Annotated in this window: 15 protein-coding genes; 8 read left to right on the top strand and 7 right to left on the bottom strand. The window is 63.5% G+C overall.

What is annotated here, in order from left to right; genetic code table 11:
• Window positions 1-284 precede the first annotated feature (284 nt).
• Window positions 285-626 (top strand): PilZ domain-containing protein, encoded by a 342-nt coding sequence (locus GYB81_RS12705; protein WP_092378759.1) that lies wholly within the window; start codon window positions 285-287, stop codon window positions 624-626.
• A gap of 111 nt (window positions 627-737) precedes the next feature.
• On the opposite strand, the gene flhA is transcribed toward GYB81_RS12705, so the two are convergent.
• The 7 genes from flhA to GYB81_RS12670 are packed head-to-tail and all read right to left on the bottom strand — an operon-like array spanning window position 738 to window position 7006.
• Window positions 738-2834: a flagellar biosynthesis protein FlhA gene (gene flhA / locus GYB81_RS12700; protein WP_161867918.1), complete on the bottom strand. Its 2097-nt coding sequence runs from the start codon at window positions 2832-2834 to the stop codon at window positions 738-740.
• 3 nt (window positions 2835-2837) lie between these two features.
• Entirely contained in the window at window positions 2838-3971 is a 1134-nt protein-coding gene (gene flhB / locus GYB81_RS12695) for a flagellar biosynthesis protein FlhB (protein WP_161867919.1), read from the bottom strand.
• Window positions 3964-4758: a flagellar biosynthetic protein FliR gene (gene fliR / locus GYB81_RS12690; RefSeq protein WP_161867920.1), complete on the bottom strand. Its 795-nt coding sequence runs from the start codon at window positions 4756-4758 to the stop codon at window positions 3964-3966. The genes flhB and fliR overlap by 8 nt, the downstream gene beginning before the upstream one ends.
• Before the next feature lie 3 nt (window positions 4759-4761).
• Window positions 4762-5034 (bottom strand): flagellar biosynthetic protein FliQ, encoded by a 273-nt coding sequence (locus GYB81_RS12685; RefSeq protein WP_012020176.1) that lies wholly within the window; start codon window positions 5032-5034, stop codon window positions 4762-4764.
• A 12-nt stretch (window positions 5035-5046) separates the two neighbouring features.
• On the bottom strand, window positions 5047-5799 hold the full coding sequence (gene fliP, locus GYB81_RS12680) for a flagellar type III secretion system pore protein FliP (protein ID WP_161867921.1): 753 nt from the start codon (window positions 5797-5799) through the stop codon (window positions 5047-5049).
• A complete protein-coding gene (gene fliN / locus GYB81_RS12675; RefSeq protein ID WP_161867922.1) occupies window positions 5799-6170 on the bottom strand; it encodes a flagellar motor switch protein FliN in 372 nt (123 codons plus the stop codon). The genes fliP and fliN overlap by 1 nt, the downstream gene beginning before the upstream one ends.
• On the bottom strand, window positions 6167-7006 hold the full coding sequence (locus tag GYB81_RS12670) for a FliM/FliN family flagellar motor switch protein (RefSeq protein WP_161867923.1): 840 nt from the start codon (window positions 7004-7006) through the stop codon (window positions 6167-6169). The genes fliN and GYB81_RS12670 overlap by 4 nt, the downstream gene beginning before the upstream one ends.
• A gap of 479 nt (window positions 7007-7485) precedes the next feature.
• On the opposite strand from GYB81_RS12670, the gene GYB81_RS12665 reads away from it, so the two are divergent.
• Genes GYB81_RS12665 through GYB81_RS12635 form a run of 7 tightly spaced genes read left to right on the top strand, consistent with a single transcriptional unit; the run spans window position 7486 to window position 14441 of the window.
• Window positions 7486-8895: a sigma-54 interaction domain-containing protein gene (locus tag GYB81_RS12665; RefSeq protein ID WP_024310078.1), complete on the top strand. Its 1410-nt coding sequence runs from the start codon at window positions 7486-7488 to the stop codon at window positions 8893-8895.
• 12 nt (window positions 8896-8907) lie between these two features.
• Window positions 8908-9240: a flagellar hook-basal body complex protein FliE gene (gene fliE, locus GYB81_RS12660; protein ID WP_161867924.1), complete on the top strand. Its 333-nt coding sequence runs from the start codon at window positions 8908-8910 to the stop codon at window positions 9238-9240.
• Window positions 9241-9258: 18 nt separating this feature from the next.
• On the top strand, window positions 9259-10953 hold the full coding sequence (fliF, locus tag GYB81_RS12655) for a flagellar basal-body MS-ring/collar protein FliF (RefSeq protein ID WP_161867925.1): 1695 nt from the start codon (window positions 9259-9261) through the stop codon (window positions 10951-10953).
• Window positions 10928-11992, top strand: coding sequence for a FliG C-terminal domain-containing protein (locus GYB81_RS12650; RefSeq protein ID WP_024310075.1), 1065 nt, complete (start codon window positions 10928-10930; stop codon window positions 11990-11992). The genes fliF and GYB81_RS12650 overlap by 26 nt, the downstream gene beginning before the upstream one ends.
• A 1-nt stretch (window position 11993) precedes the next feature.
• Complete coding sequence (gene fliH, locus GYB81_RS12645) at window positions 11994-12686, top strand: flagellar assembly protein FliH (protein ID WP_161867926.1); 693 nt, start codon at window positions 11994-11996, stop codon at window positions 12684-12686.
• Between the two features lie 16 nt (window positions 12687-12702).
• Complete coding sequence (gene fliI / locus GYB81_RS12640) at window positions 12703-14019, top strand: flagellar protein export ATPase FliI (RefSeq protein ID WP_013717781.1); 1317 nt, start codon at window positions 12703-12705, stop codon at window positions 14017-14019.
• The gene (locus tag GYB81_RS12635; protein WP_161867927.1) at window positions 14016-14441 is read left to right on the top strand and encodes a flagellar FliJ family protein; all 426 of its coding nucleotides are present in this window, start codon (window positions 14016-14018) and stop codon (window positions 14439-14441) included. The genes fliI and GYB81_RS12635 overlap by 4 nt, the downstream gene beginning before the upstream one ends.
• Window positions 14442-14467: the final 26 nt, after the last annotated feature.

Here is a 14467-nt window from a genome sequence, read left to right as displayed (position 1 = left end):
TATACGAAACCCCAGATCGCTTAGCGGTCTGGGGTTTCTTCTTTGTGGTGCGGAAAACACAGAGCGCATCCCGCGGGTTGGTACGCCTTCGCGAGCAGAGCTCGCTCCTACCGGCGATGTATCACTCCAGCGAGTTAGGCGGATTTAACTGTCTGCACGCCATGGTCGCCTTGCTGTGATGAGTCACAGGCATTATCGATGCGCGATTAGATTTCGAATGATCCATTGATAACGCCTGATCCTCGCGATCCCATCAGACGTGGCGAGCACTAAGGCATTCTCTTATGCGTCAATCGAGCCGAATCACCTTCCGTTCCACCTTTCGCATCAAGATCAGCGATCGGGAAAGCGACACCCTGATCGGTTATGCCGGCGACGTTTCCGAGTGCGGAATGAAACTGCTGACCGATACCCCGGTAGAGCCAGGAACCGAACTGAAGCTGCGTGTGCGTATGCGTGACCGCCACGGGGAGATGCGCCAGGTAGACGTAGACATGGCTTGTCAGTGGTCGCAGGAAAACATCCGCACCGGCTTTTTCGAGGCAGGGCTCGCTTTGCAGGGGGACTCGGCCGAGTACGTGCGGCTGATCGAGGGCATGCGCAAGGTGCGCAAGGAGAAGGCTTAGGCAGGCTGGGACAGTGACGCAGCGTAAGGGCGACCTACTGCTGGAGTAATTATTCCTGACTGCTAGCGCGGCATTGTGGATGCGAGAACGCATCCACCTTTGCAATCTCGATCAGCCCAGAGTGCCGAGGATATTGACGCCCACCCTGTCCGGAATTTCGTTCTGCGACAGCACGTGCAGACCGGGGCTGAACACCCGGGCGTAGCGGGCTAACAGGGGGCGTAGCTGCGGCATCACGGTAAGGATCGGAGGGTGGCCGTCCTTGCGCAGCTTTTCCTTCACCACCGGCATGGTGTTCTGCAACTGGTTGAGCAGGCTCGGCTCCACCGGGATGTTGTCCAGGCTCACCGGGCCGGCCTGTTGGGCGATGGCCAGGGCATTGAGCAGGGTGTTTTCCAGCGCATTCTCGAGGATGAACACCGACAGCTCCTGCCGCTCGCCTGCGATCATGCCGACGATGCTGCGGCGCAGCGCGTAGCGCACGTCGGACGCCAGCAGCACCGGATCCTTGGTCGACTCGCTGGCTTCCAGCAATGTGGTGGCGATGGTGACGATGTCCTTGAGCGGCACCTGTTCCTGCAGCAACTGGCGGTAGACGCGGTGCTGCTGGGTGTAGCTGAGCTGGTTCTTCAGACTCTCGGCCAGCTTCGGCGCCTGCAACTGCAAGCGCTGCATCAGATGGTCGACATCGTCGTGCTTGAACACGTCCGGCAGATGTTCGCGGATCACCTTGTTCAGGTGCGTGGCGATGACGCTGGCACAGTCGATCACCTGGTAGCCGAGATTTAGCGCACGCGCCTTGTCCTCCGGCTGAATCCACACCACCTGCATGCGGTAGGCCGGGTCGACGCCGAGAATGCCGTCGATCTCGCCATAGAGCTCCGGTGAGGGGATGGCCATCATGCGGTCGGCATGCAGTTCGGCGCCGTCGATCTTCTCGCCATTGATCTGGATGCTGTATTGCGAGGCCTTCAGACGCAGGCTGTCGCGGATGTGCACCTCCGGCAGGAGGAAGCCTAGGCTTTCCGAAAGCGTCTGGCGTACGCCGCGTACACGCTGGGTCAACGGCGCGCCGGCCGCTTCGTTGACCAGACCCACCAGCTTGTAGCCCAGCGACACCGACAGCCGCTCCACCAGCGGGATGTCCTCCCACATCAGGTTCTGGGCGCGCTCCTGGTCCATCGCCTTGCCCAGAGCTTCCACTTGCTCCAGGCTCGCTGCTTCTTTCGGCGGGCCGTTGCGCGCCACCATCCAGGCAACGAAGGCCACCAGCGCGGCGAAGCTGATGAAGGCCAGATGCGGCATGCCCGGCACCAATGCCAGGGTGAAGAGAATGCCGGCCACGGTGTAGAGCAGCGCCGGCTGGGCCAGCAACTGACGGTGTACCTGATCGGTGATGTCCGAGGATTCGTTGATCCGCGTGACGATAATCGCCGCCGCAGTGGACAGCAGCAGCGCCGGGATCTGCGCCACCAGGCCGTCACCGATGGTGAGCAAGGCGTATTGCTGGAAAGCCTGGCCGGCACTCAGGTCGTAGACGAACAAACCGATGGCGAAGCCGCCGAACAGGTTGATCAAGAGAATCAGAATGCCGGCGATGGCGTCGCCGCGGACGAACTTCGAGGCGCCGTCCATGGCCCCGTAGAAGTCGGCTTCCTTGGCCACTTCGGCGCGGCGGCGCTTGGCTTCGTGCTGCTCGATCAGGCCAGCGTTGAGGTCGGCATCGATGGCCATCTGCTTGCCCGGCAGCGCATCCAGGGTGAAGCGTGCAGTGACCTCGGAGATACGCTCGCCACCCTTGGTGATGACGATGAAGTTGATGATCATCAGGATCACGAACACCACCAGGCCGACGATGAAGTTGCCGCCGATCACCACCTCGCCGAACGACTCGATCACCTTGCCCGCCGCACCTGTACCGGTGTGACCCTCAAGCAGCACCACGCGGGTGGAGGCGACGTTCAGGCACAGACGCAGCAGGGTGGTGATCAGGATCACCGTGGGGAACAGGGAGAAATCCAGCGGGCTTTTCGACGACACGCTGACCAGCAGCACCAGGATCGCCATGGCGATGTTGAAGGTGAACAGGGCATCGAGCAGCACCGGTGGCAGCGGCAGGATGACCATGGCCAGGATCGACAGGATCAGCACCGGAATGCCGATGCGGCCGCTGCGGAAGGTGGGCGCGAGTTGCTGCAGTAGGTTCATGGATCAGCCCCTGTTGGCCAAGCTGTCGGGAATCGGGAGGTTGCTCGCCAGTTGCGGCTTGCTTCTGCGCCCCTGGCGCCAGGCCTTGAGCTGCAGGATGTAGGTCAACACGTGGGCCACTGCGGTGTAGAGCGGGGCCGGGATCTGCTGGTTGATCTGGGTGGTGAAGTAGATGGCGCGCGCCAGCGGCGGAATCTCCAGCACTTCGAGCTCGTGCTTGGCCGCCATCTGGCGCATGTACAGCGCGGTCTCGTCGACGCCCTTGGCCAGCACGAAGGGCGCGGCGGCCTTCTTGCTGTCGTACTTGAGCGCTACGGCATAGTGCGTCGGGTTGACGATGACCACATCGGCGTTCTTGATCACCTTGCTGATCTGCCGTTGCAGCATCTGCCGCTGCAACTGCTTGATGCGCGCCTTGACCTCCGGGCGGCCCTCCTGGTTCTTGTGCTCTTCCTTGCGCTCCTGCTTGGTCATGCGCAGCTTCTTGAGGAAGAAGTAGCGCTGCAGCGGGATGTCGATGAAGGAGAACAGCACGAACACCAGCATCAGGCAGAGGATCAGATTGAAGGTCAAATCAAAGGCCGCCGAGATGGCTTCGAGCACGCTGCTGCGCTGCAGGGCGATCAGTTCCGGCAAGGCCGTGCGCACCAGCACATAGCCGATGCCGAGCAGCACCAGCACCTTGAGCACCGACTTGAGCAGCTCGCTCCAGTTCTGCGCCGAGAAAATCTTGCCGAGGCCGGTGATGGGATTGAGCTTGCTCAATTTAGGCGCGAAGTTCTTTGCGGAAAACACCCAGCCGCCCGGTACCAGCGACAGCGCCACCACCAGTACGGAGGTGAGCAGCAGCGGTGACAGCAGCTTGATGAACACCAGCATGTTGTAGCCGAGCAGGGTATCGAGATCATCCAGGCCGATCTCGCTGTGGCCGAACTGGATATAGGACAGGCGGAAGCTGTCGCTCAGCCCTTCGAGGAACAGCCCGGCGCTGAATTTGAGGATGAACAGCGTGGCGATCAGCGAGATGGTGGTCGACAAATCCTTGGAGCGCGCGACCTGGCCGTCGTCCTTGCTCTTCTTCAGTTTGTGTGCGGAGGCTTCTTCCGTCTTTTCCTGGCCGCTGTTTTGCTCAGACATCGCCGCCCTCGCGCAGAATCACGCCGATGCCGTTGAGCAGTTCGCGGGTCAGGTGCAGGTAGCTGTCGGGCAGGTTGGGCAGGGTCAGGTAGATGCACAGCAGGCCCATCAGAATGCTGATGGGAAAGCCCAGGGAGAACAGGTTCATCGCCGGCGAAATGCGGTTGAGCAGGCCGAAGCAGAACTGCACCAATGTCAGGCAAAACACGATCGGCAAGGTCACCAGCACGGCGGCGGCCAATACCCAGGCGAAGGCCTGGACGAAGCTCTGCGCGCCCAGGTAATGCAGACCGCTGCCCACCGGCCAGAACAGGAAGCTCTGGTACAGCACGCTGACGGTGACCAGATGGCCGTCGATGGCGAAGAACAGCAGCACCAGCAGGATGAAGTACAGCTGATAGATGATCGATGACGACGACACGCCGTTCACCGGATCGTTGTAGCGCGCCATGCTCATGCCCATCTGCGTCGACACCACCTCGCCGACCAGCATGAAGATGGTGAACACCAGTTGCAGGGTCAGGCCCAGCAGCACACCGAAGGCGATCTGTTCCAGTGCGGTCATCAGCCCTTTCAGCGACAGCGGGTCGATCGGCGGCATGTCCGGCAGTGCTGCGCCGAGTGCCACGGTCAGCGCCAGGGCGAGGAGGATACGCGCGCGTACCGACACCGCCTTGTGGTTGAACAAGGGCGCCATGCTGAGCAGCGCGACGATGCGGCAGAACGGCCACCAGTAGGCCTGCAGGCTGGTCAGATACTGGCTGGCATGCAGCACGGGTTCGGACATGCGTCAGCCCACCAGATGACCGGCCTGCTTGAAGGTTTCGATGAACAGATCCCCCAGGGTGCGCAGAATCCAGTGGCCTGCGAACACCAGCATCGCCAGGGTGATCAGCAGGCGTGGGAGGAAGCTGAGCATCTGCTCGTTGATCTGCGTGGCCGCCTGGAAAATGCTCACCAGCAGGCCGCCGAGCAGGCTCGGCACCACCAGTACGCAGACGATCAGACCGGTGATGTAGACGGCATGAGCCACCAGCTGGGCGGCGTGTTCGGGCGTGAGCATCGCAAGGCCTCGCTAATAGGGCTGGATACTGGTGGTAAGGGTACCGACCAGCAGCGTCCAGCCGTCGACCAGCACGAAGACCAGCAGCTTGAACGGCAGCGAGATCATCATCGGCGAGAGCATCATCATGCCCATCGCCATGAGTACGCTGGCCACCACCAGGTCGATTACCAGAAAGGGCACGAAGATCATGAAGCCGAGCTGGAACGCGGTCTTCAGCTCGCTCAGTACGAAGGCCGGCAGCAGCAGGGAAAAGTCCAGTTGGGCCAGGTCCTCAGGCAGCTCTTCGCCGGCCAGGGCGACCAGGGTTTCCAGCGAGTTCTTGCTGGTCTGCGCCAACATGAACTGGCTGATGATGCGCTTGCCTTCGCCCATCCCCTGCTCGAGGCTGATCTGATCCGCTTCGAACGGCACGTAGGCCTCGGTGTACATCTCCTGCCACACCGGGCGCATCACCAGCAGGGTGAGGCACAGGGCGATGCCGATCAGCACGGGGTTGGGCGGGCTCTGCTGCAGGCCGATGGCCTGACGCAGGATGGCCAGGACGATGATGAAGCGGGTGAAGCAGGTCATCATCATCAGCATGGCCGGGAGAAAGCCCAGCAGCGTCATGATCAGCAGGATCTGCAGCTTGACGCTGAGGGTCTGGCCGTCTTCGGTATCGTTGAAGTTGAACAGGGTGATGTCGCCGCCGGCCGCCTGAGCGAGCAGCGGGCAGCACAGGGCCGCCAGCAGCAGGCCGAGCTGCAGCAGCCGGCGCAGCATCACACGCCCAGCCCGCTGAGGCCGCTACCGGACAGCTCGACGATGCGCAGGCCGTAGTTGCCGTTCATCACCACCACTTCGGCCTTGGCGAACAGCGCGCCGTTGACCTTCACGTCCAGCGGCTCGCCGGCCAGCTTGTCGAGGGCGATCACGCTGCCTGCATCGACATCCATCAGCTCCTTGAGCGTGATCTCGGTTGAGGCCACTTCCAGGGTGACATTGACCGGGATCTTGCCGAAGAAGCTCAGATCCTGCTGCGGCAGGCCGACCGGAGCCTGCTCTGGCATGGCGTCGCTGACGGACTCGTCGAGGGCAAGGCCGGCGTCGTTGATCAGGCTGTCGAAATCGTTATCGGAAATGGGGCTGCTCATGGGGTCTTCACGCTCTCAAGAGAAGTCAGGAACAAGGAGCCGTCGTCTTCGAAGATGGCGCCGCGAAACAGCTTCTGCTGGTTGATCTGCACGTCGCAGCGCTCCAGCAGGCGCATCGGCAGGATGTCGCCGGGGCGCAGGGCGAGAACCTGCGACAAGGGCATTTGCAGGTTGGCCACCACGCAGTCCAGGCGTACCGGCAGCTGGCGAATCTGATTGAGCGAGTTGCCGGCCTGTACAGCGGGAGGCGGTGGCGTCAAACGGCTGGTCAGCTCATCGACCAGCTGTGTATCCAGATAGATGAAGATCGATGCCTGGCTGCCGGTGATGTGGCTGGTGAAGTGGAACTGCGCCACGTACTCCCAGGTGGTCTCGTCATAGGTGTTGTCGTACGGCTCGAGCTTGCCGAAGGTCTGCCCGGCGAGAATCGAGCGGGCGAACAGCTGGCTGACGTCCAGACCCAGACGCGTGCGCATGCGTTGTTCCGAGGTGCTTACCGGTGTCTCTTCATGGTTGGGCAGACAGGTGCCGCCGTAGTAGCACTCCAGCGCTTCGGTCAGCAGAGGGCGGTCCATGGCGAAGCCGACCTTGCCCAGTGGCGAGCGATAGAGACACTCGGCTTCTTTATCTACCTGCTCGTGAACATCGACCCGAAGCAGTTCGAGATTGATTCGATAGTTGCGCAGAAAGTAGTCGCTGATGATTCGCGGATATTTGCTGGAAAGCTCGCGAATATAGTTGGGGATCTTGTGATAGTGCCGGCCAAGTTTCTGCGGTTTCAACCGGGTCAGACTGTCGGCGGGCACGCCATGAAGGACTTTTTTAATCCCGGTCATGTTGTGGGCTGTATTCCTGGTTGTAACTGCGAGTGCACCAGCGAGCACTTCGCTGGGCGTGCAGAGGACGTTTTTATGTGCCGGCGGGCCGCAGCAGCAGCGCAGGGGCCATGGCGTCGAAAATCATCCGGGCGCAGCGCTGCAGCCCAGTGATGACGAGGGGGAGTCTAGGCGGAGGGAGGTCGGGAAATTAAATCAATAGATATCAAATGCTGTTTTTGATGGCGGCTTGCCAGCATTGATAGAAAATAACAGCAAGTAATTCGGCGATTTTTTGTGCGCTTGTTAACGTTCGCGCCGTGATCCGCCGCGCACATATAGGCAGGCCATCCAGTGCTGCCGAAGTTGACCAATAAGAGCGACGGAAAGTTTCGAAAGATTAAGGGGCCATGTGAAAAAAATCTGTCATCTGTTTGGCAGTTTTGAACACGGGGTCGTATGCCGCCGCCTGGCTCATGAAAGACATCGGGTGATTTACCTTGAAGCATTCAACTCAAACGGTAAGTTACGCCTGCGACGAGCTGTTCGATGAACAGCTGGGGCAGCAACATATAGTCGTGATCGGCCAGGCCGACGCCGCCAGCGAACGACTGCTGACCGGCGGACTGCAGCGCCAGGGTTATCCGGTTCGGCGTTTTGCCAGCTGCCTGGAGCTGGATCCGGCCGCGCTTGAGGATGCCAGCCTGGTGCTGGTGTTCGTCAGCAGTCTGGCCGGCAGCACCCTGTATGCACAGATGGGCGCCATCCTGCGCCAGGTCGGTCGCGTCGGCGTAGTGCCGGTGGTGGAGTATGCCGATCAGGAAAAGGCTGCCGCGCTACTCGAGCTGGGCTGTGTCGATTATCTGCTGGCGCCATTCAGCGAGGCCCAGCTCAGTGCCTTGCTGCGTCGTCAGGAGTCGGCCAGCTCCGGCGAAGAGGGTTTCGTTTCCTGCTCGCAGGCCGGCCGCCGCCTGCTGGCCATGGCCCAGCGGGTGGCCATGACCCGTGCGCCGATTCTGATCACCGGCGAGACCGGCACCGGCAAGGAGCTGATGGCGCGCTACATCCACCGTTTCTCGGCTCAGGACGATGCGCCCTTCATTGCCGTGAACTGCGCGGCTATTCCCGAGCAGATGCTCGAATCCATTCTCTTCGGCCATGAGAAGGGCGCCTTCACCGGCGCGGTCAGCGCCCAGCCGGGCAAGTTCGAACTGGCCAACGGCGGCACGCTGTTGCTCGACGAGATCGGCGAGTTGCCGCTGGGGCTGCAGGCCAAGCTGCTGCGCGTGCTGCAGGAGCAGCGTGTCGAGCGCCTGGGCGGGCGCCGCGAAATCGCCCTGGACGTGCGCATCATCGCCGCCACCAACCGTGATCTGCAGCAGGAGGTGGCCGAGGGCCGTTTCCGCGCCGACCTGATGTTCCGTCTCGATGTACTGCCGCTGCACATCAGCCCGCTGCGTGAGCGCAAGGAAGACGTGCTGGCCCTGGCGCGTCGCTTCATTCGCCAGTACGCGCCGCAGGATGCACGCCATGAACTGCTCACCGAAGATGCCTGCCGCGCGCTGCTGGCGCATGACTGGCCGGGCAATGTGCGCGAGCTGGAGAACTGCCTGCAGCGCGCGCTGATTCTGCGCAATGGCCTGTACATCCAGGCTCAGGACCTGGGCCTGAGCGTCCCTGTGAGCAGCGCGGCAGAACAGGCGCCACGTCTGCAGCCACAGGTGCCCGAAGGCGGCAAGGCAGCCCTGCGCGCGAGTGGCAAATGGGCCGAGTACCAGCACGTGATCGACACCATCCGCCGTTTCGGCGGGCACAAGACCAAGGCCGCCGAAAGCCTGGGCATGACCCCGCGCGCACTGCGCTATCGCCTCAACGCCATGCGCGAGCAGGGCGTTCAGATTCCCGTCTAGGAGAAGCAAAGGATGAATCCGATTAGCCAGGTGCAGCAGGACCTGTTGGGCCGCATGGAGCAGATGAAGAACGTAGGCGAGGCCGCGTCGATCAAGCCGGCGCAATTCGCGGCACAGCCGGGTGAGGCAGGTTTCGCCGCCGCCTTCGACGACGCGGTGCGCGCGGTGGATGCGCAGCAGCATCGCTCCGGCGAGCTGATGGCAGCCGTGGACAGCGGGCAGAGCGATGACCTGGTGGGAGCGATGATCGAGAGCCAGAAGGCCAGCGTTTCGTTCAGCGCCCTGATGCAGGTGCGCAACAAGCTATCCAGTGCTTTCGACGACATCATGAAGATGCCGCTGTAACGGATTGGGGACTGACGCGTGCTGCAGACCATAAGAAGCAAGCTGCCTGAACACGGGCTGAAACTCGATCCGCGCATGACCCTGATCGGCCTCGCGGTGATCGCCGCGTTGCTGGCCGTTGGCGTGGTGTTCTACCTCTGGCGTGACCAGGGCTCTTTCCGCCCGCTGTACGGCACCGGCGAGGCTTATCCGGCCGCCGAGGTGATGCAGGTGCTCGACGGCGACGCCATCAGCTACCGCTTGCATCCGCAAAGTGGGCAGGTGCTGGTGCGCGAGGATCAGCTCGGCCGCGCGCGCATGCTGCTGGCGGCCAAGGGCGTGCAGGTGAAGGTGCCGGCGGGCTACGAGCTGTTCGACAAGGACGAGCCGCTGGGCACCAGCCAGTTCGTTCAGGACGTGCGCCTCAAGCGCAGCCTGGAGGGCGAGCTGGCCCGCACCGTGATGGCGCTCAAGGGCGTTGAGGGCGCCCGCGTGCACCTGGCGTTGCAGGAGAGCAGTTCCTTCGTGGTCGGCAAGCGCGAGCCGGGCAAGGCCTCGGTGATGTTGCAGCTGGCGCCCGGCTACAAGCTGACGCCGGAACAGGTCAGCGCCATCGTCAATCTGGTGGCCGGTAGCGTGCCGCAGCTCGAGGCCGGCAACGTGCAGGTGGTCGATCAGTACGGCGCGTTGCTGTCGCGCGGCATCGATTCCCTCGGCGGCCCGGTGCAGAACTGGCAGGTGGTCGATGACTATCAGAGCAAGGCGGTCGCCAATGCCGAAGCGGTGCTGGCGCCGGTGCTCGGTGGCGGCAACTACCGTATCAGCGTGTCGGCCGACATCGACTTCAGCCAGAAGGAAGAAACCTTCCAGGCCTACGGCGAGAACCCGCGCCTGCGCAATGAAGTGCTGCGTGACGAAAGCGTGCTCGACCAACTGGCTCTCGGCGTGCCCGGTTCGCTGGCCAATCGCCCGCCGCAACCGGCCCCGCCGGCCAATCAGGCCGCCAACCAGCAGGCACAGGCAGGCGCCCAGGGCGACAACGCCAACCAGGCGGCGACTTCGCTGCGCAAGGAATCCAACCGGCAGCTCGATTACGACCAGAGCATCACCCACGTCAAACACGCGCCCTTCAGCCTGCGTCAGCAGAGCATCGCCGTGGTGCTCAATGCGGCGGTGGCGCCGGAAGGCGGCTGGACGCCCGAGGCGCGCGAGGAGCTTGCGGCCATGGTCAGGAGCGCCGTGGGTTTCAATCAGGCGCGCGGCGACCTGCTGACGCTGAGCGTCTTCCCCTTCACCGATGCCGGCATTGGTGGTGCGGGTGAGGATCTGCTGCCCTGGTGGGAAAACTCCAAGGTGCATGACCTGGCCAAGCTCGGCGTGTTCGCCCTGATCAGCCTGCTGCTATTGCTGATGGTGGTGCGTCCTGCGGTGCGCAGCCTGAGCCAGCGCAACCAGACGGGGTTGCCGGCGGTGGCCGAGGGCGCTGATCAGCTCGCCCTGCATGCCGAGCGGGCGGCCGAACGCCTGCTGGCCCGCGTCGGTGACGACGCGCCGGGGGCTACCGTGCTCGGCGAACTCAGCCCCTTGTCGGAGATTCGCCTGCCGGCGCCCGGCTCGGGCTTGGAACTACAGATCGAACACCTGCAGATGTTGGCCAAGAACGATCCCGAGCGCGTCTCGGAAGTCATCAAACAATGGATAGGACGCAATGAGCGAGACCTCAACCCAGCCTGACGGCCGCGGTGGTTCCACCGCCAAGGAAATGCGCCTGCGCGTGCAGAAGCGTTCGCTGAGTTCTTCCGAGCAGGCCGCAATCCTCATGCTGAGCATGGGCGACGAGATTTCCGCTGGCGTGCTCAAGCACTTCTCCCGCGAGGAAATCGTCAGCATCAGCCAGGCCATGGCGCGCCTGTCCAACGTCAAGCAGCCGATGGTCTCCGACGTCATCGGCCGCTTCTTCGAGGACTACAAGGAGCAGAGCAGCATCAAGGGCGCCTCGCGTGGCTATCTCGACGGCATGCTGAGCAAGGCGCTGGGCAGCGAGATCACCCGTTCGCTGCTCGACAGCATCTACGGCGAGGAAATCCGCGCCAAGATGGCCAAGATGGAGTGGCTCGACCCGAAGCAGTTCGCCGCGCTGATCGCCAAGGAGCACGCGCAGATGCAGGCGGTGTTCCTTGCTTTCCTGCCGCCGGGCATGGCCAGCGAGGTGCTCGAGTGCATGCCCAAGGAGCGCCAGGACGAGCTGCTGTACCGCATCGCCAACCTCAGCGAAGTGAACAGCGACGTCATCGCCGAGCTGGAGCAGCTGATCGAACGCAGCCTGGCGGTGCTCAGCACCCAGGGTTCTCAGGTGCGCGGCATCAAGCAGGCGGCGGACATCATGAACCGCTTCAAGGGCGACCGCGGGCAGATGTTCGAGCTGCTGCGTGCCCATGACGACCAGCTGGTCGAGCGCATCGAGGACGAAATGTACGACTTCTTCATCCTCTCGCGGCAGAACCAGGACGTGCTGCAGGCGCTGCTCGAAGCCGTGCCGCTGGAGGAGTGGGTGGTTGCCCTCAAGGGCGCCGAGCCGGAGCTGGTGCGTGCCATCCAGGGCGCCATGCCCAAGCGCCAGGCGCAGCAGATGGAGTCGATCAACCGCCGCCAGGGCCCGGTGCCGTTGAGCCGCGTCGAGCAGGTGCGCAAGGACATCATGGCCGTGGTCCGCGAAATGTCGGCCAGCGGCGAGCTGCAGGTGCAGCTGTTCCGCGAACAGACGGTGGAATGAGATGACGGTCAAGGTGATCAAGGGCGACGCCCGCCAGTGGCGCGCCTACCGCTTCCCGCCGCGAAGCAGCCAGCCGGCCGCGGACTGGAGCGGCGATGCCGCCGGCCTGCAGCGGGCCATGGCCGACGGCTTTCAGCAGGGCATCGAAAAGGGCTATCAGGACGGCCTGCAGCAGGGCGAGGAAGCCGGGCGCCAGGCCGGCTTCGAGCAGGGGCGCGACGAGGGTCTGCAACTCGGGCGAGAGCAAGGCCGCAGCGAAGGGCGTCGTGAGTTCGAGCTGGCTGCGCAGCCGCTGCAGCAGATCAGCGAGAAGGTCGAACAGTATCTCGGCGAGCTCGAGCACAAACGCCGCCAGGAGTTGCTCGAGCTGGTGAAGAAGGTCTCGCAGCAGGTGATCCGCTGCGAACTCACGCTGCATCCGACCCAGTTGCTGGCGCTGGTCGAGGAAGCGCTGGCCAGCATGCCGGGCGAGCCCGAAGACGTGCAGGTGCTGCTCAGCCCCGAGGAATACGCGCGGATCAAGGCCGTGGCGCCGGAGCGTGCCGCCGGCTGGAAGCTGGTGGCCGACGAGCGCCTGGCGTTGGGCGAGTGCCGCGTGGTCACGCCGCAGGCCGAAGCCGACGTGGGGTGCCAGCAGCGTCTGGATGCCTGCATCGACACTCTGGCCGAACACCTGCACCTGACCGAAGCCTGAGCAGGAGCGGACGCCGATGCTTGATTACAAACTCGACGAAGCGCTGCGCTCGCTCGACGGCGTGCAGCTGGCCAAGGTGGCCGGGCGCCTGGTGCGTGTCTCCGGCATGCTGCTGGAGAGCCTCGGCTGTCAGCGCAGCACCGGCCAGCGCTGCCGCGTCGAGCAGGCCGACGGCAGCCTGCTGGATGCGCAGGTGGTCGGCTTCAACCGCGACATCACCTACCTGATGCCGTTCAAGAAGCCGGTCGGCCTGGCGGCAGGATCGCGGGTGTTTCCGGCCAAGGACGAGGCGCTGCTGCAGATCGACGAATCCTGGCTCGGCCGCGTGGTCAATGGCCTCGGCGAGCCGCTGGACGAGCGCGGCAAGCTCTCCGGGCGCGACCCGTTGCCGGTCGAGCTGCCTTCGGTCAATCCGCTCAAGCGCCGTCCGGTGGAGGCCGCGCTGGATGTCGGCGTGCGCGCCATCAACGGCCTGCTGACCCTCGGCAAGGGCCAGCGCGTCGGCCTGTTCGCCGGCTCCGGGGTGGGCAAGAGCGTATTGCTGGGGATGATCACCCGGCAAACCAAGGCCGACGTGGTAGTGGTCGGACTGATCGGCGAGCGCGGCCGCGAGGTGCAGGAATTCATTCTCCATTCGCTTGGCGAGGAAGGCTTGCGCAAGGCCGTGGTGGTGGTGGCGCCAGCCAACGAATCGCCGCTGATGCGCCTGAAGGCCACCGAGCTGTGCCATAGCATCGCCGCCTATTTCCGCGATCAGGGCCAGGACGTGCTGCTGCTGGTCGACTCGCTGACCCGCTACGCCATGGCCCAGCGCGAGATCGCCCTGGCCCTCGGCGAGCCGCCAGCGACCAAGGGCTATCCGCCTTCGGTGTTCGGCATGTTGCCGGAGCTGGTGGAGAGCGCCGGCAACGGCGAGAGCGGCAGTGGCAGCCTGAGCGCCATCTACACCGTGCTGGCCGAGGGCGACGACCACCAGGACCCGATCGTCGACTGCGCGCGCGCCATCCTCGACGGCCATATCGTGCTCTCAAGGCGCCTGGCCGATGTCGGCCACTACCCGGCCATCGACATTTCCGCCTCGGTCAGCCGCTGCATGAGCCAGGTCGGCGAGCCTGCGCACCTGGCTGCCGGGCGCCAGTTCAAGGAGTTCTACAGCACCTATGAAAAAATCAAGGAGCTGATTCCGTTGGGTGGTTACACCCCGGGCATGGACGCCAAGACCGACCGCGCCGTGCAGCTGGCGCCCAGCCTCGAACGCTTTCTGCGCCAGGAGGTCGGTGCCAGCGCCGAGCTTGGCGCCAGCATCGCCACCTTGCAGAGCATCATCAAATGAAAGAACAGCTGGAAATGCTCGGACGCCTGGCCAGCCTGCGCGGCAGCAAGGTGCAGCAAATGCTCGGCCGGGTCAGTTATCAACAGAACCTGTGCCAGCGCTACCGCAACAACATCACCGGGCTCAGTCGCCTGTGTGGCTTCACCGTGCCGATGACCACGCCACTGCAGCGCGACAATCAGCAGCGCTACAAGGCGACCCTGTACAAGATGGTCGAGCTGCAGCGTCGCGAACTGGCGCTGGCCGAGGAGAACCTGGCGCGCATTCAGCGCGAGCTGCTGGCGGCAATGCGCAGCGAGAAGGTCATCACCCAGTTTCTCGAAGGCAAGATGGGGCAGTGGCAGGAGCAGCTTGCCCGCCAGGAGCAGAAGATTCAGGATGGTCTGGCCGCGCAGGCCTGGTGGCGCGCCCAGGTCAGCTAATTTTTATTCGACGTGTTTAAGTTCTT

It is taken from the genome of Pseudomonas yangonensis (assembly GCF_009932725.1).
GTDB classification, from domain to species: Bacteria; Pseudomonadota; Gammaproteobacteria; order Pseudomonadales; family Pseudomonadaceae; genus Aquipseudomonas; species Aquipseudomonas yangonensis.
Note: the sequence above shows the minus strand (reverse complement) of the source record. Positions and strands in the feature narration are given on the sequence as shown.

Bases quoted from the DNA above. Each gene is read 5' to 3' on its own strand.
- GYB81_RS12705 (WP_092378759.1), top strand. From the start codon at position 285: ATGCGTCAATCGAGCCGAATCACCTTCCGTTCCACCTTTCGCATCAAG.
- flhA (WP_161867918.1), bottom strand. From the start codon at position 2,834: ATGAACCTACTGCAGCAACTCGCGCCCACCTTCCGCAGCGGCCGCATC.
- flhB (WP_161867919.1), bottom strand. From the start codon at position 3,971: ATGTCTGAGCAAAACAGCGGCCAGGAAAAGACGGAAGAAGCCTCCGCA.
- fliR (WP_161867920.1), bottom strand. From the start codon at position 4,758: ATGTCCGAACCCGTGCTGCATGCCAGCCAGTATCTGACCAGCCTGCAG.
- GYB81_RS12685 (WP_012020176.1), bottom strand. From the start codon at position 5,034: ATGCTCACGCCCGAACACGCCGCCCAGCTGGTGGCTCATGCCGTCTAC.
- fliP (WP_161867921.1), bottom strand. From the start codon at position 5,799: ATGCTGCGCCGGCTGCTGCAGCTCGGCCTGCTGCTGGCGGCCCTGTGC.
- fliN (WP_161867922.1), bottom strand. From the start codon at position 6,170: ATGAGCAGCCCCATTTCCGATAACGATTTCGACAGCCTGATCAACGAC.
- GYB81_RS12670 (WP_161867923.1), bottom strand. From the start codon at position 7,006: ATGACCGGGATTAAAAAAGTCCTTCATGGCGTGCCCGCCGACAGTCTG.
- fliE (WP_161867924.1), top strand. From the start codon at position 8,908: ATGAATCCGATTAGCCAGGTGCAGCAGGACCTGTTGGGCCGCATGGAG.
- GYB81_RS12650 (WP_024310075.1), top strand. From the start codon at position 10,928: ATGAGCGAGACCTCAACCCAGCCTGACGGCCGCGGTGGTTCCACCGCC.
- fliH (WP_161867926.1), top strand. From the start codon at position 11,994: ATGACGGTCAAGGTGATCAAGGGCGACGCCCGCCAGTGGCGCGCCTAC.
- fliI (WP_013717781.1), top strand. From the start codon at position 12,703: ATGCTTGATTACAAACTCGACGAAGCGCTGCGCTCGCTCGACGGCGTG.
- GYB81_RS12635 (WP_161867927.1), top strand. From the start codon at position 14,016: ATGAAAGAACAGCTGGAAATGCTCGGACGCCTGGCCAGCCTGCGCGGC.